Origin of the sequence: Aureitalea marina (genome assembly GCF_002943755.1) — a bacterium.
GTDB lineage: Bacteria > Bacteroidota > Bacteroidia > Flavobacteriales > Flavobacteriaceae > Aureitalea > Aureitalea marina.
On the sequence record NZ_MQUB01000001.1, the window covers coordinates 605,553 to 628,358 of the forward strand.

A 22,806-nucleotide genomic window follows, 5' to 3' on the forward strand; every position below is an offset into this window, starting at 1 on the left:
AGTCGTTTCGTTGAGGTGGTGTTAATTATTGGTCTTGGAAATTACAATTTTAACCAAAGTCCTGGGAAGGATGTAAGGCAAAAATTACTGATTCGACCAAAACCCTATAGCTAATCGATCATGAAGCCCATCTGGTACCTGGAAGACATCAACCTGTTTCAAGTCCTTTGTCCGCACAAATTCAAGCAGCACAAGGCTTCGCACTCTTATGATCAATACCATAAGAAAGACTATATCTACTTTGAGGCGGATCATGCCAATAAGATCTACCTGATCGAAAAGGGGAAGGTAAAGATCGGATACTATACCGAGGATGGTCAGGAAGTGGTCAAGGCGATCCTTACCAAAGGTGAGATTTTCGGTGAACAAGCCATCTTGGGAGAAGAAACCAGGGAAGAATTTGCCATGTCTGTGGATAACTCCACCTCCATTTGTCCGGTGGATGTTGGGATCATGCATGATCTGATGCGTGATAACCGTTCCTTGAGTGTGCGGATATACAAACTGATCGGTTTCCGGATCAAACGATTGGAAAGGAGATTGGAACTCATACTGTTCAGGGATGCGGAAACCAGGGTGCGGGAATTTTTAAAGGAGTTGGCCGAAGACTATGGTCATTGCTGCCCCGAAACGGGAGATACCGTTATTGAGCATCCGTACACCCAAAAGGATATAGCTCACCTTATAGGGACTTCCCGTCCCACCTTCAATGCTATTATGAACCGATTCAAGGAATTGAATGAGGTTGATTTCAGCAGGAAGGAGATTCGCCTTAAATTTTCTGTCTAATGTCAGCTAGCTGACATTTTATCTTCTCGGGCTGAAATAGCTTTGCCTCAGTAACCTAAAAAAATCAAAACATGAAAAAGTCTATCTGGGGCCTGTTGGTCCTGTCTGTTCTGCTGTTTGCCTGCGAAAGCGATGACGACACCCAGGCAGCCGTGGTGCCAAATGCCGGCATGATCACCGGTGGTCCGTTTACCTTTATCGTAGATGGTAATCCGGACAATGTAAGTGGTATTCAAACCGATCCAGATGCCACAGGAACGAACAGAAGCTTTGTGATCACGGATGATCAAGGTGTTATTCTTGGTCTTCCACCAACAACGGCCGATCTGGAGAACGTCGATTTTGATGGTGCCGGGGCAGGAGTTTGCCTGATCTGGTATTTGCGCTTCGAAGATGGCCTGCAAGGAGCCGAGGTTGGCCAAAATGCCAATGATCTTCAAGGAGATTTTGATCTCTCCAATTCCATTACCGTTACTAGAAACGCGGCCCCCAATGCGGGCACACTATCCGGTGGTCCATTTGATTTCTGTGTGGACGGAACGCCTGACATGGTGAGCGGGATTACCACTGACCCTGCTGCAACAGGGACAAACAGAACCTTTGTGATCACCGATGACCAAGGAGTCATTCTTGGATTACCACCCGATATGGCAGCCCTGGAGGGAGTCGATTTTGACGGTGCTGGTCCTGGTGTTTGCCTGATCTGGTATTTGAGATTTGAAGATGACCTAGTTGGGGCAGAACCAGGAATGAATGCCAATGACCTGCAGGGAACGTTCAGCTTGTCCAATTCCATTACCGTGACACGTAATCAGCCGCAAGCTGGAATGATCTCAGGAGGACCCTTCGAATTCATAATTGACGGTAACCCGGATTTTGTAAGTGGAATCACCTTAGATGGAAACGCCACAGGGTCCAATAGTACCTGGGTGATCACAGACGATAGTTTAAATATACTTGGACTACCACCAACACTAGCCGATGTTGAAACGGTAGATTTTGACGGAGCTGGAGTAGGGGTGTGTCTGATCTGGTATTTGCGATTTGAAGATGGACTTCAGGGAGCTGCAGTCGGTGAAAACGCTGCCGACCTTGAAGGATGCTTTAGCTTGTCTAACTCGATTACGGTAAGCCGTGTGAGCGAATAAGCTCAAATTTCTTGTTAGCTTTATCGCGCTTTCCGGACTAAAGGAGGGCGCGATTATTTTTATGGTCAAATTTCTAAAGAAAAACTACGGAAACATCCTGATCCTGGCCTTTCTGGCTCTGTTGATCTTCCCTCAGACCGGTACCCCGATCAAGGTCTTTTTTAATCGGTTGATCTCCTTTTCTCCATCTATATTATCGGAAGAGGATAGGACCAGACTAGAGGACTACAACTGGGTGCTTAGAGATATGGAGGGAAACCTGGTCAATTTGGATCGGTCCCGTGAGAGAGTGGTCATCATTAACTTTTGGGGAACCTGGTGTCCACCATGTATAGCTGAAATGCCTTCTCTACAGGAACTTTATAACGATTATGGGACGCAGGTCGATTTTTACCTGGTCTCTGCTGAGGATCTTTCACTGATTGATCGCTTTATGGAATCCCGGGAGTTTGAGATGCCAGCTTTTCAATTGAGGTCCGTACCGCCAGACAATCTTTCCTATAAAAGCTTACCGACCACCTATCTGCTGGATAAACAAGGGCAGATCGTTATTCGTAAAACAGGTGCCGCCAACTGGAATTCTAAATCGACCCGGGAGCTTTTGGACCAACTACTAATGGATTGATCAGTTATCTTCCTTCTTAGGCCGGAAATTCAGCACCATGGACAGGGTGTGGGCTGCCAGGTTATTGGACCGGCCGTAATAATAATATTGCCAGGAGATATTGGCCAGATTACCGTTCTTTCTACCTGTAGGGCTATGCGAAAGGCGCAATCCGATATTTAGACTGTTGAACTCGGATAGGTCATAGTCTGAAGTGTAAAACTCGTCGGTTGGATCGTGAGCTTCAAAGGGTGCAAAATATTCGGATTCCGATTGCAGATAAAAGCGAGCGCTCGGTTGAAGGTTCCAGCGGGCATTCATCTTAAATACCGCCTCACTCTCTATGGCAAAACTCGTAATTCCAAAGGTGTCCATATAACCGTGGAGGCTATTCCTCAGGATGATGTTTCCGCCTAAAAAGGTATTCCATGATCCGGTCAGGGCTGTTTTAAAACGCTCGTTGGGAAGCAGTTCCACAGCTAGGCTCCCATCATTGAAATAAACCCGGTGAAAGGGTGTGGAAAGCAATCCTTCCTGGAAACTGAGGGTGATGAATCCACCGAAGGTGTTACGCTGGTCAATGATTCGGGTAAATCCAAGATTCAAGTTGTAGGAATTCCTGTTGTACACATCATACCATTCTCTAAAGCGCAATTCCTCAGGATAGATCAACCCGATAGGAGGTTTTAGAAATCCGCCTTGAAGCCGGCCCCAGCGAAGATCGTCAAAGAAGAGCTGAGCTTGGGCGGAATAGGTATTCATTTTATCTTTTGATGAGGCCACTACACCGAAATTGGTCCCCAACGAGGTATAATCGGATTCGATCGACCCACTGAGACCTCCAGTAATGGTCATTCGACCCTCCTCCAGGATCCTGGAATATCCAATACTGGTGTAGGTCCTTGCATCCAGCCTGGAAGGAGAAGATTCATCAAAGTCAATGTTATCTGTAGAGGCCGAAGAAATGACATCTATACCCAGGTCAAAATCAATGATGTTGTTGCCAAATGTATGGCTCATACTAAAAGCCGGCCCATAAATAGTGAGGCGTTCTGTGCCAATTCCTCCGGTTACCGCAGAATTATCACCGGTCTGTAAGTACTGATTATATACCAGGGAAATATCCGACTGAGAAACCCGGATTGTCTCTTGCTGTTGTGCTTGTGCCAACCAAATGGTACAAGCCAGACTGCCAACGATGAGGTAGGGTTTCTTCATCGGTTCTAATTACATCCGCATCCTCCACTACCTTTTTTGGCGCTAGCCGTAACAGCACCCTCCCGTATTGAGTGCACATAGTGTTGGAATACCAACGATCTACTGGGTGCGAGTTGCATCTCGGTATCGTCTACATAAACCCGCTCATAGGGTTTTAACTGATCCGAGCAGGAAGCAAGACCAAGTCCGATAAGAGCTAAGACCGAGACTATTTTAAGAAGTCGCCGCATAATCGAGATTTTTAGAAAAATGGATATGATTATTGTCGTCAATGATGACGACGTGTGTCGATGGCAATTGATTTGCAAATCCCAAGCCCTTTCGCACGCCCATGGCATGAATAGCCGTTGCCAGGGCATCTGAAAGTTCGGCAGAAGGTGATATAACCGAAACGCTTTTTATACCGCTGATCGCCTTCCCTGTGGTTGGATCGAGGTTATGTGAATATCGTTTGCCTTGATGAATAAAATACTGATATTTATTACCGGAAGTGGCAATGGCCCTGTCTGAAATTGGTAAATGTAATATGAATCTTCCTTCTTGGTCAGGATCAGAGATACCTACAGTCCAATCTTTCCCTTTCTCATCCTTCCCAAATGAACAGAGGTCGCCACTGGCATTGATAATTCCGCCATGAACCCCGGCATCCTGCCAAATGGTCCTTACCCGATCTGCTGCATACCCTTTCCCAATTGCCGCAAAATTGATACGCATTCCAGCTACAGGAAGTCTTGCTTGTTTCTTTTCGGTATGGAATTCGATCTTGTCAAACCCAACCAGCTCCATTTGCTTATTTAGTTGTTGATTACCAGGCAATCGTGCATACTGTCCATCGAACCGATAGATCCCTTTTAAAACGGCGGCGGAAGGATCAAAATAACCCTGGGTCATCCGATACAGGCCCTTGCATCTGATCATCAGTTGCATAAACTCTTCGCTGATTTCTACAGCAGCACCTCCAGCCTGATAATTTAACTGACCGGTCATGCTGGTCTCATTGAATTCTGTGAGGACCGCTTCAATTCTGCGGATCTCAGCAATACCAGCGGTTAGCAATTCCGTAGCCCGTTTGGGATCGTCCAGGACCAGACCTAGCTTAAATCCACAACCCATCAGGGTTTCCGTTTGGGTATACCGCTGCAGTTTCATTGACTCATCGCATTTTCAATCAGTCCAATGAACTGATCTACATTTTGTTTCCGATAGGGTATTTGCTGGTAGGCTCCATCTTCTGTATCGACAAGGAGTACGGTAGGGAAGGTACCCTGGAAGTTATATTGATCGGCCATTTTTGCATTGTATTCTTTGGTTGCCTTATCCTGCTCATTACGCTGTGGGAAATCGATGCGCTCTATCTGCATGGACTTAGAAAGTCGATAAACATCAAAGCTGGATTGGCTCAATACATTTCGCTCCAAGCGAAGACAATTACTGCACCAATCAGATCCCTCAAAAACGATAAGACGATATGCTGCTTTTTCTTGGGCAGTGGAGTATAGGCCAATAAACAGTACTAAAAAGAGAATAAATTTCCCTCTAGAGATTATCATTGGGATCAATTAGTTGGTTGTGATCCCTAAGTTAAACATTTTTCGATAGCCGTTAATCAGCTTTTGAGGGCGGGATTCCGACTGGAGGGCCATTCCATAATGGCATAAACGGTAAGTAGCATTCCCAGGTTATAGATGAGGTCCTCAACAGGAATTGTACCCAACCGAATCTCCAGGTTTTGCGCATTATTATACCAAACAACCTGTTCTTCTATGCCTGTTCCTGTTAATACACCATTCACAATAAAGAAAGGGACCAAGATTATAAGGTAGGTCAGGAAAAAGGATTGAAGGATGTCTGCACGCTTGTTATAGACAATGCCCAGTAATAGAAGGGCATATGCAAAATTCAATCCTGTATACCAGTTGGTGTAATGATACCATAAAACCACGATCAGAACAGAGACCAAGCTAATATAGACCACTGAAGTCGCTCTAGCCGATAACTTCATTTTCGGGAAGAGTTCCAATAATGCGTAGTGAGTGAACAAACAGGCGTAAGGAATGCAAATAAAGAAGAGCCACTCTTCCAGAGGCAGATGGAACAGATATACTCCGCTGAGGTAATCTGGGTTAAATCCCCAATACCCCTGAACAGTAAAGTAAACGTCCCAAGGGATGAAAATGCACATCATGACCGCGATCCCCAGGAACAGACGCTTCCATCTCAAATAGAACTTAAGACGCGGATGAAAACTAAAAAGAAAGGGAATAATGAACGAACCAAGATCTAACCAGAGATACAGGTATTTCATTAACGCTTAAAGTATTTTAATGGTGGGATCAACATGCCAAAGCATTCTCCTTCGCCTTTATTGATGTTCTTATGGTGGATCTTGTGCGCTCTCCGAATTCCTTTTGCGTACCAATTATTGGCATTGCGAAACATCTTAAACCGCTGATGGATAAAGATGTCGTGAACCATGAAGTAGGTAAATCCGTAGGCAAAGATTCCGAGTCCAACAGGAAGTCCTGCCCAAAAGTCATGGGAATTCCAGGCATAAAAACATCCTATACTGACAGCCGCATAAAAAATGAAGAACAGATCATTGCGCTCCCACCAACTGCCGTGATCTTTCTTGTGATGATCCTTGTGAAGCACCCAAAGAAATCCGTGCATAATATACTTGTGGGTGAACCAAGCCATGAATTCCATGATGAGAAAAGTGGAAATAAAAATCAATATCCAAAGGGCAACTTGCATCTTATCTGACCAGGTTTAGTTGATATTTAACATAGGACCGGGTTAATAGACCGATCTTTTCATAGTTGGGGACTCGGATACGTTTGTTCTTGATCTCCATAGCAGGAACCCGTTTAAGTTTTTTCAGTAAACGCTTGTAATAACGATATGCCATGAATACACCGAATTTGGCTTCTGCCGGCAAATTTAAGATTCCCTGATAACCTTTATGGAAATCGGCTTCGATATCGGCGATGATCTCCTGTTTAGATACTTCATCAAGCGCTTGTAGGTCGGTATTGGGAAAATAAGTACGGCTAAGGCCCTCGAAATCTGCCTTGAGATCTCTGAGGAAATTGACCTTTTGAAAGGCTGATCCCAGGCTCATGGCCGCGTCTTTCAGTTCGTTGTAGCGTGCGTTATCTCCCTTAACAAAGACCTTTAAACACATCAGTCCGACCACATCGGCAGAACCGTAGATGTATTCCGCATATTCTTCCTGTGTCTTATAAACCGATTTATACAGATCCATTCGCATGCTCTTCAGGAAAGAATCGATCAATTCCCGTTCTATTCCATATTTGCGCACCGTATGTTGAAAGGAGTTTAAAATCGGATTAAGACTGATCTCATTTTTGAGCGCGTGATCCAGATCGGCTACAAAACGATCGAATAATTCTTCTTTAGGGTAGTCGTGAAAGGTGTCTACGATCTCATCTGCGAAGCGAACAAAACCATAAATATTGTAAATGTCTTGTCTGATGGTAGGGGCCAGCATCTTTGTAGCCAGTGAGAACGAGGTACTGTACGCATGGGTGGCCTTGCGACTACATTGGTTAGAAACTTGATCAAAAATAGCTTTCACTACGCAGATTCTTTTTGAATTAAACTTGCGACCAATTTCCCAGAGATCAGAGACGGAGGCACCCCAGGTCCTGGTACAGTCAGCTGTCCCGTGAAGTACAACCCCTTCACTTTTTTACTCTTTAGCTTAGGTCGTAGGAACGCAGTTTGTAGCAAGGTGTTGGCCAGCCCATATGCATTTCCCTTGTACGAATTATAGTCTTTTATAAAGTCATTGATACAAAAGGACTCTTTAAATATAATTGAATTTTTCACTTGTTGACCCGTCAGATCTTCGAATCGGGTCATTATTTTATCAAAATATTCTTCCCGGATGGACTCATCGTCTTCAATTCCAGGAGCTAAAGGGATTAGGAAAATTCCTGCTTCTTTTCCTACAGGTGCACAAGAATCGTCTGTTTTAGATGGGAAACTCGCATAGAAAAGAGGCTTCTCGGGCCAGTGAGGATCGTCGTATATTACCCTGGCATGTTCCTCAAAGGGAACGTCAAAGAAGAGGGTGTGATGATCTACATTCTCCAGCTTTTTGTCGAACCCAACATAGAACAAGAGTGCAGAGGGGGCGAATACCTTTTTGTCCCAATAGGATTCAGAGTATTGGCGATATCCGGGATCCAACAGTTGTTCGGTATGATGATAATCTGCACCCGACAAGATATAGTCTGCTTCAATTTCCTTTCCATCAACCAACAGGTTTTTCACCTGCTTCCCTGTTACGGTGATCTTCTGAACGGCGGCCTCGGTATGAATCATTACACCCAGATCACGTGCTAATTGCTCCATTCCCTGAATCACACTATACATACCATCCTTGGGATGAAAGGTACCAAGACCAAAGTCCGCATAATTCATAAAGCTATAGAAAGCCGGAGTATTGGATGGTTTGGCTCCCAGAAACAGAACTGGAAATTCCAGGATGGAAACCAGCCTGGGATTATCAAATTCCTTCCTCACCTCCTTACTAATGGTCGAGAAGAATTGACCCAGTTTTTTCATGGTAACTGGCGTCACCAACTCCAAAGGGGAGACTCCAGGCCTATATACCAAGTCCTTGATAGCAATATTGTAATTGTCCAGCGCTTCGGCCATAAAAGCCTTGAGCTTTTCTGAACTTCCCGGCTCTTCAGCCTCAAATGCTCTACAGATCTTTTCTAAGCTGTCCTCAATAGTGATAGCATCACCGGGACCAAAATAGACCGAATAAGCCGGATTCAACTTGATCAGATCGTAATAGTCGGAGGGCTTTTTGTCGAAATCAGAAAAGAAGCGCTCGAACACATCGGGCATCCAATACCAGGTTGGCCCAATATCAAATACGAAACCATCGCGTTTCAATTGGCGGGCTCTGCCGCCAACCGTACTGTTCTTTTCATAAATACTCACATCGTAGCCGGCTTTAGCCAAATAGGCCGAGGCCGCAAGCGATGAGAATCCGGATCCAATAATGGCAACAGATGCAGGCATAGTGGGGGTAGAACTGAATTAGTTAGTCCGTTTGTAACGCACCAGGTTTTCGGATAGCTGAGAGAGATCGGAGAAGGTCTTGACGTTTTCCGGTAATACGGAATCTGCCAGCTCGTAAACCTTGGCTCCCATCAGCCAAAGTGGATAGGTTTTCTTCTGGCAAATGAGCTTGTCAAAACGCTTGATGTAATCCATTACACTTTCCTCATCCGGTTTAACGGTGAAATACGAAAAGAAGATGATGTTCTCGTAGTGTTTAAGTAAATGTTTAAGGCTGGTTATTGGAATGTTAGAACCCAGATAGACACTGGTAAATCCACCTTTAAGAAGTTCGTAATTGGCATAGAGAAGGCCAATCTCATGAATTTCTTCATATGGTAAATACAATACAAAAACAGATTCATTGTACTTCCGTGGTTGTCTCATTTCAGCCTCGGTATGAATGATGATCTTCTGCTTTATCAACTCCGAAATGAAGCGCTCGTGTGCGGGGTCTATCGTCCCGGTTTGCCATAGCATACCGATCTCATTGAGCAAGGGCATGAAAACCTCGAAGAATACCTCGCGGAAGTTACGGTCCTCCAAAACCTTGGAATAGGTGTCAGCAAAAAGCTTGTAGTCAAAATCGAACATGGCTGTTTTGAAGGCAGTAAGAGCAAAATCATCTTTCTTCTGCTCTGCCTGTTCCTGCACTACTACGGCAATATCGTTTTCCGAAAGAGCTGCTATCTTCGAAATTTTGTACCCCTCATTATAGAGGAAGGTTACATTGAGCAATTTCTTCAGATTATCCAGATCATATTGTCTGATATTTGTATCTGTTCGCTCGGGTTCCAACAGATTATATCGCTTCTCCCAAATGCGAATTGTGTGGGCCTTTACTCCACTTAAGTTCTCCAGATCACGGATACTAAATTGGGTTTTTACTAGCATAATTTCTTACCTAACCATTGCGAATTTATGAAAACAGGCTCAATTATGTTTAAAAATTTAAGTTAAAAGATAAACAAAATATTTATCAGACTGTTGATAAATGAATTTTGGGACGTCTAAAATTATGTTAAATTGAGGCCTCAAACAGCCGCTATGAGACTTCCATATACCCTTCTTCTAGTTCTCACACTTCTATTAGCTGCCTGCCAATCCGAAGTGGTTCCAGATCAGCCAACCATAGATCCCGATGCCCCGTTATTTAGTTTGTTGTCACCGTCAGAGACAGGGATAGACTTTACCAATACCTGTGTAGAGTCCATTGAGCGAAATCTTGGGCGTTATGATAATTTTTATAACGGGAGTGGTGTGGCCATCGGTGATCTGAACAATGATGGTTTTCAGGATATCGTCTTTGCCGGTAATGACTCACCCAATGTGATCTATCTGAATAATGGCGACATGACCTTCCGAGATATTAGTAAAAGTGCCGGTATTCAGTCCAATAGATGGTCAACAGGGATCAATTTGGTCGATATCAATAAAGATGGTTATCTGGATATCTACGTCGCCAATTCTGGTCCTTATTTGAACGACCTGGCCTTGAGCAATCAGTTATACATAAATAACGGGGATCTCACATTTACTGAAAAAGCTGCAGAATTTGGCATCGACGACTCATCTTATTCCTCTCATTCGGTATTCTTCGATATGGATAAGGATGGGGATCTGGACCTCTTTGTGCTCAATCATTCCTTGTTCAACTATGGAAGTAGTCCCCAGGAATGGGAGCGCGTGCTTAAATCCAAACCAGCTAGTGAGTATAAGAAATCCTGCAGTACCCTCTACAGGAATGATGGTGGCCGTTACACAGATGTCACAGAAGAGGCCGGTATATTCAGGCCTGGATTTGGATTAGGAGCAGCCGTTACGGACATCAATGCCGATGGGATCCTGGATATTTATGTAGCGAATGATTACTACATGCCTGATTTCGTCTTTTTCGGGCTAGGTGATGGCACCTTTAACGAACAATCAGAACGCAGTTTCGATCATACTTCCTTTTACTCCATGGGATGTGATGTTGCCGACATTAACAACGATGGCTTGATGGACCTGTTTGTTGCAGATATGACCCCTCGGATCATTTTCGCTCGAAGACGCTTATGGAATCTATGGATGTTGAACTCTTCAATTTCTTAACCTACACCATGGATTTTGTACCCCAATACATGTTTAACAGTCTAAGTTTAAACAGGGGGGCAGGTTACTACAGTGAAATTGCCCATATGTCTGGTATCGCCAAAACGGACTGGAGTTGGGCAACCCTTATGATGGATCTGGACAATGATACCTACAAGGATCTGATAATCACCAATGGATTTAAGCGGGATACCAAGAATCAGGATTGGAAGACAGAATTGAATGCGAGATATGAGGCAGAAGGGCAGACGATGGAGGTGTATTGGGATCAATTGCAAAAGGCCGATTCTAAACCTATTCCAAACTATGTCTATAGAAATGATGGCGCCCTGAAGTTTGAGGATAAGGTTATCGAGTGGGGATTTGAGGATCCATCATTCAGCAATGGGGCTGCCTACGGTGATCTGGACAATGATGGCGACCTGGATGTGGTTGTAAACAACTTAGAAAGTCCTGCATTTGTATATCGAAACAACACCTCTGAAAAGGGACAGCAGAATTATATTCAGTTGGAATTATTGAATAATGGATTGATCGATCGGGTTTATAATTCGAAGGTCAGACTGTATGCTGGAGGAACAGAACAGATTATCGAGTATAGCTTTTCCCGGGGGTATTATAGCAGTATGCAACCATTAGCACATTTTGGTATAGGGACTAAACAGCGAGTAGACCGGATCGAGGTGGAGTGGCCAGATGGTCAAACCACCACATTGGAAAATCCGGCGATCAATACGAAGCATACGATCGATCGCAGTAAAGTGGCCGCGGTTAGTACTTCGACTGATAGCGAAAGCAAGATGTTTCTTGATATTATTCCTCAGGTTCCCAGTTTTGACTTTGCTCACCAGGAAAACGAGTATAATGATTTTGCCCGGGAGATCTTATTACCACATAAACAGTCTACGCTTGGTCCTGCTTTGGCAGTAGGCGATGTGAATGGTGATGGAGTAGACGATTTTTATATGGGCGGAGCAAAGGATCAGGCGGGTGTGATCTATGTGCAGAATCCGGCTCAGGGATTACTGGCCACAGATCAGCCGATCTTGAACCGGGATTCTGGACATGAAGATGTTGGTGCCACATTTTTTGATGCCGATTCTGATGGTGACCTGGACCTTTTGGTCAGCAGTGGGGGAGGTGGAGAATTCAGGGATAATTCCCTCCTGTTGCAGGATAGACTTTATATGAACGATGGTTCTGGAAATTTTACCAGGTCGTCCAATGGTCTGCCGCGTATGATTTCCAGTACTGGTGTTGTTCGGCCATTTGACTTTGATGCGGATGGGGATCTGGATCTTTTTATCGGGGGACGAACAACACCTGGTAAGTATCCGGAGGCACCTCGCTCATATCTGTTGGAAAATAATAACGGAAAATTTGCTGACAAGACCGATGAGTTAGCCAGTGAACTTAAATTTATCGGTATGGTCACTGATGCCAGTTGGGCGGACGTGAACATGGATGGTAAAACAGACCTGATGCTGGTAGGAGAGTGGATGAATATCACTGTAATGGAATCTGGTGGAAATGGGTTTGAAAATAAAACAGAGCTTTACGGCCTTAACCAAACCGGTGGTTGGTGGTCCAGTATAGAAAAGGGAGATTTCGACAATGACGGAGACCTCGATTTCATTGTTGGTAATATTGGTGAGAATAACAAATTCCATCCAACCAAAGCGAAACCGTTACATATTTTCGCCAACGATTTTGATGAAAATGGCACGCTAGATATTGTCCTGAGTAAAGATTATCAAGGTAGCCTGGTACCTGTGCGTGGTAAGGAATGTTCCACAGAGCAAATGCCCTTTTTAAGTGAGAAATTCCCCAGTTATGCGGAGTTTGCTTCCTCCTCCCTTACCCAGATCTACGGCAATGAAAATCTGGAAGACGCTCTTCATTATCAGGCTGAGACGTTTAGCAGTGTTTACCTGGAGAATTTGGCCAACGGATCTTTTCAGATTTCGACCTTAGCTGTTGAGGTTCAAATGAGTCCTGTAAATGACATCGTAGTACACGACTTCAATCGGGACGGAAATCTGGATGTTGTGCTGGGAGGGAACCGATACAATACCGAGCCGGAAACAACGGCATACGATTCTGGTAAGGGTCTCTATTTATTCGGATTGGGAGATGGATCCTTTATTGTTCAGTCTGATATTTCGGAAAGCGGTTTAATGATACTTGACAATTGTAAAGGTCTTGAACTATTTCAGTTGATTGGTCAACGCCCTGCAATTTTAGTTGCAAATAACAACAGTCGTCCTCAGTTATTTGCATGGACAAGGTGATAACTGCTTAGTTCTTAATACTGAATGGTGATTAGGGAATCGCAATTCGGGATATTTCGACTACAGACTACCGTCTCCACACTAGGGTGTTTATGAATGACGGCCTTACCGTTCAAGAATGATCACAGGTGTTCTAGTTTACGCTGGGAACCTATACATGAAAGACCTAGATTAGCCCCGGTAGGGGAATGGGGGCCCCAAGGTAGAAATCGTGAATCGTTATTCGATTTATTGAGTGAGCAGTGAGTAGTGAATCGGGCTTTTATTTTGACTACCGACTACCGACTACCGACTACCGACTACCGACTACCGACTACCGACCGACTGCCTACACTCTTCACCCCTCACTCCTCACTCAAATCTGGGAGTTGCTTCGCACGTCCCATGCCGTGCAGTCCTGCAAATGTAAAAACCGGACCGGGTGTGTGCTTGCACAAAAACATCCGGTGGATGTTTTTAGCGAAGGGGCCAGGTGGCGGGCTGGCGTTGTTTTTCCGTTTCTTCGAAGTTAGCAAGCAAGCTTGAAAGGAAAGTAATTAGAAATATAAATTGGCGGGGTTAGCTTCGCTGCTCCCAATAACGGCCAGTCCTGCAAATGCAAAAACCCACCCAAACCTGAGGTTTGTGTTGTTTTTCCGTTTGTTCGAAACACTCAAGCAAGCTTGGTGTTCCTCTCAAACGAAAAAACCCACCTTCCTTGGTGGGTTTTTACGCTTGACGTGCCCGAGGTGGGAGTCGAACCCACACGCCCTTGCGGACACATGAACCTGAATCATGCCTGTCTACCAGTTTCAGCACCCGGGCGGATACTTTAGATGTAATGAAGAATATCGAAGTAGGACTTACGCTTTCCTCCTTTACTTAGCCTTTTGTTGGGAGCAGCTGAGCTACTCTCAAGAACTTGTCTCGGCACTGTCTTTATTGTGGGAGTAGCTGCGCTGCTCCCAAGAACGCGCCGAGATTAAAATCAAATTGCTGTTGCACTTTGTGCAACTGGGTCTGTTCGCAGCGATTATTCAAAAACGAGTTTTTGATAATCTCGCTTCACATACCGCCTTCGGTAGCAATTTGATTCCCAAGTGCCCGAAGTGGGAGTCGAACCCACACGCCCTAATGGACACATGGCCCTCAACCATGCCTGTCTACCAATTCCAGCATCCGGGCTAAGTGGGTGCAAATATAAGTCCTTTCGGCTTCCTGCAAAAAATTATTTGTTGAATTCCCAGCCAACGCCCGTGGTAAAAACGTAGTCAAAATCATTCCCTTCTACAGCAGGCTGATTATCGAAGTTGACCGTCGTTCCCATTTTTATGTAGAAGTCCAATGGTAGGTCATATTTTAAGTTCAGATCAAAGTCAGATCTCCACCGACCACTCTCCGTTATACTGGGGTAAATTTTTAGACCAGTGGTCAGGCTAAAATCCTTGAAATCGAACATATTCAGGGAGGTGTTTACAAAAACCTCAGCTGAATTCTTATCTAAGCTCGGATCTTCGAAATTCTCGATATTGTACGTAAAACCCAGGGCAACTCCCCAGAACAACTTATTGGTGGCCACCAGTAAGCGACCCCCTCCTAAACTAGGGCTATACCTTGATCTAATTGCCTGTTCGGTGTTGGATAAAAAGGAAACATTTCCCAATACATACCAGCGCTTTCCGATTATACGAATTATTTCTGCTGTCGCATCAGTTCGCTGAACATCCTCTACGTTGTCCTGTGCCGTTCTCAGAGCATTTAGTTTAAAATCAGAGGTCCATTGTTCTCCAATGTATCCTAACTGTATCCCAAGAGTGTATTGATTGCTGTTATTGGCTTTGGTCAGGTTGTAACCGAAATCGATCGAGCCACTCGTTCGCTGCCAAAAGGTTCCTTCCACTTCCCTGAGGGCAATGATCTCCCATAGTTTGACACTCTCAAATGATCCATCAGGTTGCACAATTCTAAGCTGTCTATCGGCTTCCGGATCAGGTTTTAGTTGACCAAATCTTCGACGACCTCTGGTCAAAACAATGGAGTAGCGGCGTTCTACATTTAATTTTACAACCTTGTCGAATTCGATCATAAAATCAGAATCGCTGTAAGATGTCTCCATGACCAGGACTCCCGCGGCCATAGATTTAACCTCCCCGATCAAGACTTCACCACTTTTCAGGTGCAAGGTGTCTTTTTGAGCTAGAGCTGAAAAGCCAATTGCCCATGTTATGAAAAGCAGAAGCAGTTTACTTTGTATGTGCATACAGTGCCGAACTTTTTTCATTTCTAATTTACAGTATACAATTCAAAAAAGTACCATAGTCCAAACCAGCCCAAATGAGTTAACATCCGAACCTACCGAATTGAGAGCCTCTTTTCTGAAATAAACCAATTTTATTGCTTGCCTGGGGTCAATTCTGACCCCAACTGATCCACCCACTACCAAGTTCGACCGATAATCGGCTAAAGGAATCGTATCTAGTGAGCTTTCACCACCATAGCCGTAACCCAGATCAACGGCAAGCCACATCCCTTTCTTAAAGCGACGGATCAGATGATTTTGAATGGCGTAGATCGGATCGGTAACCTTGCGCTGGTCTGGAAAGAATTCGTTATTCTCAGAATAAAAGAATACGGAACCAGTGAGTTCATATGACCAAGGTCCCCATCTGTGTTCCAAGCCCAATTGTGGCCTGAACATAAAACGGTTTTCACCAATATTGATCAGTTTACTTTCGTCATATTGTCCAAGTGGTAACCTGATAGCCAGGCTGAAACCTAAGGTAGTGTGAGTGGGGTTTTCCTGGTAGAACTGCTGCAGATCTTTCAGATTGCTGGCGGGAGCTCCGATGAGGTTGATGGAAAAGCGAATCCTGGGATCGACCAATCCGCTTCTTTTCACCGATCTGGGTACTCCTTCAAGAAGACCGTTCCAATCTTCAAAATTGACAGGGATTAATATTCCCAGTCTTGCAAATTTCTTTCCAATTCTAAGTGGGTGGACATAAGAAAATGCTACAGTATGTATCTGGATCTTTACATCTTCTGCCAATAGAGAAGGGTCAAACAATACCTCTCCCTGAGTGAAGGCATAACCCGCTCCGATAACACGCGTGTCTAATGGGATAGGGGTCCAACGCCGAGGCTCAACATCTTGCGCTATGCTCTCCAAAGTGAGCAGCAGAGAAGTCAGCAATACACAAACCAAGCATTGAGCTGATCTCACAAGAATCTATTAGAATGTAAAATTTAAGCCTGTAGCAACACCAGCGTAGTTCAGTTTGAGCCGCAGGTCGTCCTTCTTGTAATCGATACCGTAACCTTGTATACCCAGAAGTACAGAGAATAATTCTGAGAAACGATATCCTACATAGATGTTGGCTTTCCAGCTAATATCTGATCCTATTCCCAGCCCACCAGCGTCTATCCGTGCACTGTTGATCCATTTTTCTGTAATGGTCTTGAATCTCACTCCAACAAAGGGATCATTGACATTTGTGGTACGATCAAACGCAGTAACTCCACCGGCATTGATTTCATTGGAGATGTCAAAATAGCGCAGTCCGCCAAATACATCGATAAATAACCAGTCTTGAGAATTGAAGATATTATAACCCCCACCAATTTCTGCTATAAGTTGCTTGAGTTCTAATTCTGCCGGAATATTGACTTGTTCGATCTCACCGTCCTTGGTCAGTTTGAGATAAACGATATCGCCCATAACAAACCAGCGACCTTTAGAGGCTTCGGCATGCATGAGGAACCCAATACTGAAATTATCCATCAGGTCGCCAAAATCTGCTGATACCGGAATATTCTGGCTTTGAAAATCGATGTCACCGGAAAGACCAGTAAACCAGAAGTAGGGGGTCAGTTGCCAATTCCACTCTTCCTTATCGTCGTTTTCCGTAGTCTGGGCTTGCATCAAACCGACCCACAATAATACCAGCAGAAGGAATAGCTTCTTCATGGTTCTGTTGTTTAGTTAATTGAATTTTGACCATATCTCGGTCAGGAGAAAGAACAATCTACCATTCCAACCCTTTCCAGCCCTTAAGTTAAGGGTTAGATTTCAATTACCACAACAGGCAGGTACTATTCCAGTGCCTTCAGGATCTCTTCTGCGTATTTGTCGGCTACCTTGTAGGCGTCGCTTGGATTGTCCGTTTTGGAAGTGACAACTGCCACTAATTGATCGGAATCGTCCTTAGTCAGATCGTAGGCTACGGTTTCCAGATAATAGGTCTTGGTGGTGTAGCTACTAGGTCCGGTGCTTATCCCTACTGAATAGGTATAGGCGTAGGGATGGTAATAATACGGGTAGAATCCTCCATAGTAAGAAGGATAATATCCACCCCATGCCCCTGGGTAGTAGTTGTTGTCGTAGTATGTTGTGCTTTCCTTTACATCCTTAAGTGAAGTGACCACTACTGCGTCGTATCCTTCGTTATCAAAAATGGTTTTGATCATAGCTTGACGCTCTTCGGTCATTTCTGCATCCGGATCGAAATTAGGAAAACGTTCAAAACTCGCGGTCGCATTCAAGCCTCTTGCTTTAAGTTGGTCGGTAATGGCGCGTTCGAAAGCTATTCTTGCAGTTCGATTCTTGGTTCGTGCTATGACCAAGGCATTGTTGTCGGCAAATTCGTTGGAATTTGGAGATTTCCAAGCGTCAACTATGGTCACACTTTTACAAGAGAACAGACCGCTTACTGCCAACAAGAGTATAAAAATTCGATTTTTCATGAACTGTTTTTCTATTTATTGTTTTGCGAATTCGGCATTGCCGATCTTTCCATTTCTTAAAATGGTAATTGAGATTTTCTCGCCCTTTTGAGCTTTCCCGATTCGTTCCCTGACCTTAAAGATGGAATTGATGTCCTCGATCTGAATTCCGCCGATCTCTAGGATTATATCTCCTCCCAACATGATGTTCACCCCTGCGATGCTGGCGGGTATAAATCCTCCCATCAGGTTCAGTTGATTTCCTGCTCCTTTGGTCGAAACATTCATCACGAGTAATCCCCCGGATTGAGGAACATTTAAAGCGGCGGCCATTTCTTCTGTGAGCAGTTGAGTGTCCATCCCTCCCCAGATAGGATCGCCGGTCAATAACTTCTGCGCCACATTGGATGACACTGCAAAGCCAAGCCCTTCAAAGCCCCCTGAGTTGGTATAGATCCTACTGGCAATTCCCATGACCTCTCCTTTTTTGTTAAAGACGGGCCCTCCGGAATTACCCGGATTGATTGCGGCATCTGTTTGAAGGAATTCGATGTTGACGAAGGCATTGCTCAGATGTTCGGGTAAGTATCGCCCTGAAAGGATTCCTCTGCTCAGCGACTGTTTGAACCCTCTGGGAGCACCGAGCACGAAGATGTCTTCTCCAATATCCAATTGGTCCGAATTACCTATACTGGCAACATGCCGACCTTTCAACTCGAAATTGCCCTTCACTTTGATCAAGGCGACATCCGCCAGGGGAAAGGAAGAGATCACGTCTGCTTCGTAGGTCTGACCATCTGAGAATTCCACTTTTACGGATTCAGCCGATTGTACGACGTGTGCAGCGGTCCAGATATGGCCCTGTTCGGACACCAAAACTCCCGATCCTGATGCCTGGTTTGCCATCAGCTCTACTCCTGATGCGCCCAGTTCAGGGCTTACACTTATTATGTTGATCACCACTACCGAAGAGCTTACTCTTTTGTAAAGCTCGGGCAGGGATTGGGCCATACTACAGCTTACACTGACTAGTAAGGCCAAAGTCATAAAACGTTTCAAATCCAAGAAGTGTTTAAGGTTCCTACTGGATACTGGACTCCATAAGAGCGTTGACCAACTCGTAGGAGTATTTGGAAACTGACTTGGAGATGGACGAAGGATCCTTAACCTGGAAGCGGCCAACCCACTGCAGGTTATCGGTATCGTCTACACGCAAATCGTAGAGTACACTCTCAAGGGTATATTTTACTCCGGTAACTACTTGGTCAGGCTCCCAATAGGTCACCGGGTAATAACTGTAGTAGCGGCCAAACCGTCCATATCGCGCCGGATAGTAGGCGGTGTTGGTGTTACCCGGAATCACATCTGTATATTGAGAGGCATCTATCAGGTTGGTGATAATGATACCATCGAAACCAGCTTGTTTCAGGGTATTTCTCAACATGTCAATTTCCGCTTCCGTCAACTTTTTATCGAAGGAGTCTTTTTTGATCACATCTACAGAAGATGCAGCTGTAATGCCTTTGGTGGCAAAATCAGATACTACCTGGTTTTCAAAGCGGATCCTTGAAGTAAGGTCCTTGGCGATGGCCACGATCAGAATTTTGTCGTAACTCTTTTTTTCCTGGCTGACATTAGAGGAAGAGGTCAGGTATTTACTGCTACATCCCGATAGTGTCAGCAAACACACCAATGCGATGAAGGAAATCTTTTTCATATGCATTTAAATTAGTTATGGAATAGGTTAATCGCGCGAATCTCTCAAAAATACTATAATTGGCTTAATGCTCAATAAATTGAATAAAGTTTTAGACAGCGCTTATCGATTTATTACATTAGACGGAAAAATAACGTATGCGTAAACTAGCTCTTTATTTAGGATTGCTGTGCATGATGGTCTTTGTTTCCTGTGCAGGAGATCAGGCAAAGACCTCGGCCAATATCCAATTGGTTGAAGATTATGTAGAAGCGGTCGAAAATTTGGATTACGATGCCATGTCCAATTACCTGGCGGAAGACTACATGGGCTACGGGCCTTCAAGGAACGACAGTATCAACAAGCTGGATGGAGTGGCCAGTTGGAAGCTCAATGTGGAGACCTTGTATGAAAAGATCGACTACAAACGATCCCGCAACATGGCTGTGGTAGTTTCAGATGGGGACAATGCGGGCGAGTGGGTGTCGAACTGGGCAGAGTTGGAGATCACTTACCAGGGAGATCTACCGTCTGTGACCATTTTGGCCAATACCATTTACAAGATCGAGAATGGAAAGATCGCTCGTTCATTTACTTTCTATAATGAGGCAGATGCCCTGGAGCAACTGGGTTATGTCTTTATAAATCCCAACGAATTATGAAGATGTACAGAATAATTGGATTGATGAGTATCATGCTCATATTAGGAGGTTTCATTGGTCAGGCTCAGAATAGCGGATCCATTTCTTCCAGTTTGGACATCTTTATTTTTCCAAACGATGGACAAGGACAGGACCAACAAAACGACGATGAGCTTGCCTGCTTTACCTGGGCTAAACAGCAAACAGGTTATGACCCTATGAATCCGCCCGAATATGTTGGAGAGCAAGTAGATCGATCTGCGGATGGATCTGCGGTTGTCGGAGCAGCAGGAGGAGCAGCCGTTGGTGCTGCTATAGGCTCCATTTCAGGTAATATGGGCGATGGGGCTGCATATGGTGCCATCATTGGTGGTCTGCGCGGACGCCGGCAGAAAAGAGCTGCCGAATCACGTCAGCAGCAAAGCAACAACACAGCAGCGGCCAATGCCCAGAAGGAGGCAGAGAACAATTACAAGAAGGCTTTTAGTGCCTGTATGGAGGCTAAGGGTTACACCGTTAAGTTCTGACACGGTTTATACGTTGGTTTGGAGGTGTAATTCTGGGCCTAAGCCTAATCTTATTGACATTCCTTGTAATTACCTCTAAAGATTCATTGGTCCAATTGATCACGGGCTGGTTTCACCTGGATGAGGTCGCTTCAACTAAGCTGAGGAATTGGTTAAGTCCGTCAGTAGTTTGGGGCCTTAGATTGCTAACGCTTTTCACAGCCTTAATGGGCTGGAAGATCATCTCTCGGTCTGAGGTTGTTGCTGATTTCTTTTTGAGAATTCGGAAGTGGATCATCGCCGTAAAGAGCCGGATACTGCGGATAGACCGGTTGTATCTATACAGTGCTTTGGTAATAGTTGGCATCAGTTTTCTTTTTAATTTGTACAATGTGCTGGTTCGTCCCATTTTTTACGACGAAGCCTGGACCTATTTGAACTTTACCCGTCCTGGTTTTTTAACCGCTATCTCGTACTATCCTTTACCCAACAATCACGTCCTGCATTCGGTCTTGACGGTAATGACCAGGGACTTACCGTTTGGGACCACTGTGAATTTGCGACTTTCCAACTTGTTGGTTTCGTTAATAACGGCCTTGGTCTTTGCCTACACCAGTTACAGGCTCTTCTCCAAGCGAGCAGCACTCGTGCTGTTACCACTGTTCTGTTTTCTATTCCCTGTAAGTTATTACAGCTACCTGTCACGGGGGTATATGTTACTTATTCTGGCTTTTGTGATTTGTCATTATGCGGTCATGCGTTTAACGGCTGCTACGGGTTCAGAAAGGGAGAGAAGGAAGTATAGTTTATTGCTGGTAGCAGGTGGAATTTTAGGCTTGTATACCATGCCCTCCTTTGTCTATCCGTTTTTTTGCTGCGTTGGATTTGTAGCTGTCTGGCTGATTTTTAAAAGCGGTGTTCGCTCTACTGTTCATTTCCTTGGGTTGAATTTGCTCGGAGGCTTGATCGTCGCATGGCTATACGGCCCTATACTTTTCAGGTCAGGGTTGAATTCCTTGATCAATAACGAGATGGTGCAGCCAATCTCACGAGCTGAGGTATGGTCCAGATTGGGGTCACATTTCTCGGAAACTTCAGAGTTCCTATTCGGAATGCCCTTGATTGTATTTACGGTAGCGGTAGTTGTCATGTTGATGGCACTCGCCCGCAAGGTTACTCAGCTGGCGTTTTGGATTTTTTGCCTGGTGATGCCTCCGATAATTTTGATGATCCATGGAGTGATACCTTTTTCCAGAACCTGGATCTATTTGGTGGTAATTGTACTCTCTATCCTTGGTCAGTTGATTAGGACATTCGAAGATCGAATAAGACTTAATCATACCTCAATTGTGGTGTTTGGATCGTTGTTTATCGCCTTGTCCGTTTTCCAGTTTACCCGAAAGATTCAATTGCAGGAGTTCTATTCTTATCGAGCTATGGAAGTAGCTGAATATCTGATGGATGAAGAAGCGAAAACCGTCTATGTTAATCATCCATTGACGGAGATCAACCTCCGGTATATCTTCCTGGAAAGAGATAGTTCGATACAGATCATATATTCCCGAAACCTATTGGATGAAGAAGAAGTTGAACAGGCAACCGAGTGTTGCGACTGGATCCTGCTGGAAGAGGCTATGGACGGTGAAATAGAGTGGCGATTTCATACGGCGGGTGAGTATCCCATGGTTTTAGGACGGACTGATCCGGCTGAATAGATTTTAATCCATGGGTTTGTACTGATTGATCACTCGTAAATTCCGACACGATATTTCATGAATAATCAAGGCCAGGTCAATTTTTACTTGATTGCAATTTAGGGTTACCTTAATTTGTCCAGGGTGGGGAAAAGTGCCCCTAGGTGGAAGTTGTTATTGGTTAATCGATAGTCCTTAATCGAGATCGCATAATTTGACTACAGACTATTAATGTGAGCATTGAGCAGTGAGGGGAAAGAACTAGGTATGTCTGCTGCCAACTGCTGACTACTGACGGGTCTCACCCTTCAGACTTCACTCGAA

At 44.6% G+C, this 22,806-nt stretch carries 23 protein-coding genes and 2 tRNA genes; 8 read left to right on the top strand and 17 right to left on the bottom strand.

The genetic code is table 11. The features are described 5' to 3' along the window. The first annotated feature begins 120 nt into the window (after positions 1 to 120). The 3 genes from BST85_RS02825 (at position 121) to BST85_RS02835 (ending at position 2,562) form a co-directional block, all read left to right on the top strand. Positions 121 to 789 (top strand): Crp/Fnr family transcriptional regulator, encoded by a 669-nt coding sequence (locus tag BST85_RS02825; protein WP_104811877.1) that lies wholly within the window; start codon positions 121 to 123, stop codon positions 787 to 789. Between the two features lie 71 nt (positions 790 to 860). Continuing rightward, positions 861 to 1,937, top strand: coding sequence for a hypothetical protein (locus tag BST85_RS02830; protein ID WP_104811878.1), 1,077 nt, complete (start codon positions 861 to 863; stop codon positions 1,935 to 1,937). A 61-nt stretch (positions 1,938 to 1,998) separates the two neighbouring features. After that, positions 1,999 to 2,562, top strand: a complete 564-nt coding sequence (locus BST85_RS02835; RefSeq protein ID WP_104811879.1) for a TlpA family protein disulfide reductase — start codon at positions 1,999 to 2,001, stop codon at positions 2,560 to 2,562. Here the strand turns inward: BST85_RS02835 and BST85_RS02840 are convergent, their stop codons facing one another. Genes BST85_RS02840 through BST85_RS02880 form a run of 9 tightly spaced genes read right to left on the bottom strand, consistent with a single transcriptional unit; the run spans position 2,563 to position 9,753 of the window. Further along, positions 2,563 to 3,759 (bottom strand): DUF3570 domain-containing protein, encoded by a 1,197-nt coding sequence (locus BST85_RS02840; RefSeq protein WP_104811880.1) that lies wholly within the window; start codon positions 3,757 to 3,759, stop codon positions 2,563 to 2,565. Between the two features lie 5 nt (positions 3,760 to 3,764). Then, positions 3,765 to 3,989 (bottom strand): DUF4266 domain-containing protein, encoded by a 225-nt coding sequence (locus tag BST85_RS14300; RefSeq protein ID WP_181039941.1) that lies wholly within the window; start codon positions 3,987 to 3,989, stop codon positions 3,765 to 3,767. Then, positions 3,973 to 4,908, bottom strand: a complete 936-nt coding sequence (locus tag BST85_RS02850) for an FAD:protein FMN transferase (RefSeq protein WP_104811882.1) — start codon at positions 4,906 to 4,908, stop codon at positions 3,973 to 3,975. The genes BST85_RS14300 and BST85_RS02850 overlap by 17 nt, the downstream gene beginning before the upstream one ends. Beyond that, on the bottom strand, positions 4,905 to 5,309 hold the full coding sequence (locus tag BST85_RS02855) for a thioredoxin fold domain-containing protein (RefSeq protein WP_104811883.1): 405 nt from the start codon (positions 5,307 to 5,309) through the stop codon (positions 4,905 to 4,907). The genes BST85_RS02850 and BST85_RS02855 overlap by 4 nt, the downstream gene beginning before the upstream one ends. Before the next feature lie 56 nt (positions 5,310 to 5,365). Continuing rightward, positions 5,366 to 6,064 (bottom strand): lycopene cyclase domain-containing protein, encoded by a 699-nt coding sequence (locus tag BST85_RS02860; RefSeq protein ID WP_104811884.1) that lies wholly within the window; start codon positions 6,062 to 6,064, stop codon positions 5,366 to 5,368. Further along, positions 6,064 to 6,513: a sterol desaturase family protein gene (locus BST85_RS02865; RefSeq protein ID WP_104811885.1), complete on the bottom strand. Its 450-nt coding sequence runs from the start codon at positions 6,511 to 6,513 to the stop codon at positions 6,064 to 6,066. Before BST85_RS02865 ends, BST85_RS02860 begins: the two co-directional genes overlap by 1 nt. Position 6,514: 1 nt before the next feature. Then, entirely contained in the window at positions 6,515 to 7,357 is an 843-nt protein-coding gene (locus tag BST85_RS02870) for a phytoene/squalene synthase family protein (protein WP_104811886.1), read from the bottom strand. Next, positions 7,357 to 8,820, bottom strand: coding sequence for a phytoene desaturase family protein (locus tag BST85_RS02875; RefSeq protein WP_104811887.1), 1,464 nt, complete (start codon positions 8,818 to 8,820; stop codon positions 7,357 to 7,359). Before BST85_RS02875 ends, BST85_RS02870 begins: the two co-directional genes overlap by 1 nt. Before the next feature lie 18 nt (positions 8,821 to 8,838). Then, positions 8,839 to 9,753 (bottom strand): MerR family transcriptional regulator, encoded by a 915-nt coding sequence (locus tag BST85_RS02880; protein ID WP_342750381.1) that lies wholly within the window; start codon positions 9,751 to 9,753, stop codon positions 8,839 to 8,841. A 153-nt stretch (positions 9,754 to 9,906) separates the two neighbouring features. Here BST85_RS02880 and BST85_RS02885 point away from each other — a divergent pair, with 153 nt between their 5' ends. Next, positions 9,907 to 10,953 (top strand): FG-GAP repeat domain-containing protein, encoded by a 1,047-nt coding sequence (locus BST85_RS02885; RefSeq protein ID WP_104811889.1) that lies wholly within the window; start codon positions 9,907 to 9,909, stop codon positions 10,951 to 10,953. Next, on the top strand, positions 10,926 to 13,244 hold the full coding sequence (locus tag BST85_RS02890; RefSeq protein ID WP_181039942.1) for an FG-GAP-like repeat-containing protein: 2,319 nt from the start codon (positions 10,926 to 10,928) through the stop codon (positions 13,242 to 13,244). The genes BST85_RS02885 and BST85_RS02890 overlap by 28 nt, the downstream gene beginning before the upstream one ends. 720 nt (positions 13,245 to 13,964) lie before the next feature. Here the strand turns inward: BST85_RS02890 and BST85_RS02895 are convergent. From BST85_RS02895 to BST85_RS02930, 8 genes are all read right to left on the bottom strand, one after another. Beyond that, positions 13,965 to 14,048 (bottom strand) — tRNA-Leu (locus BST85_RS02895). Positions 14,049 to 14,324: 276 nt separating this feature from the next. Beyond that, a tRNA-Leu gene (locus tag BST85_RS02900) sits at positions 14,325 to 14,408 on the bottom strand. Positions 14,409 to 14,451: 43 nt separating this feature from the next. After that, positions 14,452 to 15,504 (bottom strand): DUF481 domain-containing protein, encoded by a 1,053-nt coding sequence (locus BST85_RS02905; protein ID WP_104811891.1) that lies wholly within the window; start codon positions 15,502 to 15,504, stop codon positions 14,452 to 14,454. Positions 15,505 to 15,525: 21 nt separating this feature from the next. After that, complete coding sequence (locus BST85_RS02910) at positions 15,526 to 16,446, bottom strand: transporter (RefSeq protein ID WP_181039943.1); 921 nt, start codon at positions 16,444 to 16,446, stop codon at positions 15,526 to 15,528. A 9-nt stretch (positions 16,447 to 16,455) separates the two neighbouring features. Next, positions 16,456 to 17,190 carry a hypothetical protein gene (locus BST85_RS02915; RefSeq protein WP_104811893.1) on the bottom strand — a complete coding sequence of 245 codons (735 nt, stop codon included), beginning with the start codon at positions 17,188 to 17,190 and terminating at the stop codon, positions 16,456 to 16,458. A 125-nt stretch (positions 17,191 to 17,315) separates the two neighbouring features. After that, a complete protein-coding gene (locus BST85_RS02920) occupies positions 17,316 to 17,966 on the bottom strand; it encodes a hypothetical protein (protein ID WP_104811894.1) in 651 nt (216 codons plus the stop codon). Between the two features lie 15 nt (positions 17,967 to 17,981). After that, the gene (locus BST85_RS02925) at positions 17,982 to 19,004 is read right to left on the bottom strand and encodes a S1C family serine protease (RefSeq protein WP_146090630.1); all 1,023 of its coding nucleotides are present in this window, start codon (positions 19,002 to 19,004) and stop codon (positions 17,982 to 17,984) included. Positions 19,005 to 19,026: 22 nt separating this feature from the next. Beyond that, entirely contained in the window at positions 19,027 to 19,662 is a 636-nt protein-coding gene (locus BST85_RS02930; protein WP_104811896.1) for a hypothetical protein, read from the bottom strand. Positions 19,663 to 19,799: 137 nt separating this feature from the next. Here BST85_RS02930 and BST85_RS02935 point away from each other — a divergent pair, with 137 nt between their 5' ends. Genes BST85_RS02935 through BST85_RS02945 form a run of 3 tightly spaced genes read left to right on the top strand, consistent with a single transcriptional unit; the run spans position 19,800 to position 22,503 of the window. Continuing rightward, positions 19,800 to 20,303: a nuclear transport factor 2 family protein gene (locus tag BST85_RS02935; protein ID WP_104811897.1), complete on the top strand. Its 504-nt coding sequence runs from the start codon at positions 19,800 to 19,802 to the stop codon at positions 20,301 to 20,303. Then, complete coding sequence (locus BST85_RS14440; RefSeq protein WP_245917622.1) at positions 20,300 to 20,809, top strand: glycine zipper domain-containing protein; 510 nt, start codon at positions 20,300 to 20,302, stop codon at positions 20,807 to 20,809. Before BST85_RS02935 ends, BST85_RS14440 begins: the two co-directional genes overlap by 4 nt. 53 nt (positions 20,810 to 20,862) lie before the next feature. Beyond that, positions 20,863 to 22,503: a hypothetical protein gene (locus BST85_RS02945; RefSeq protein ID WP_146090631.1), complete on the top strand. Its 1,641-nt coding sequence runs from the start codon at positions 20,863 to 20,865 to the stop codon at positions 22,501 to 22,503. The last annotated feature ends 303 nt before the right edge of the window (positions 22,504 to 22,806 follow it).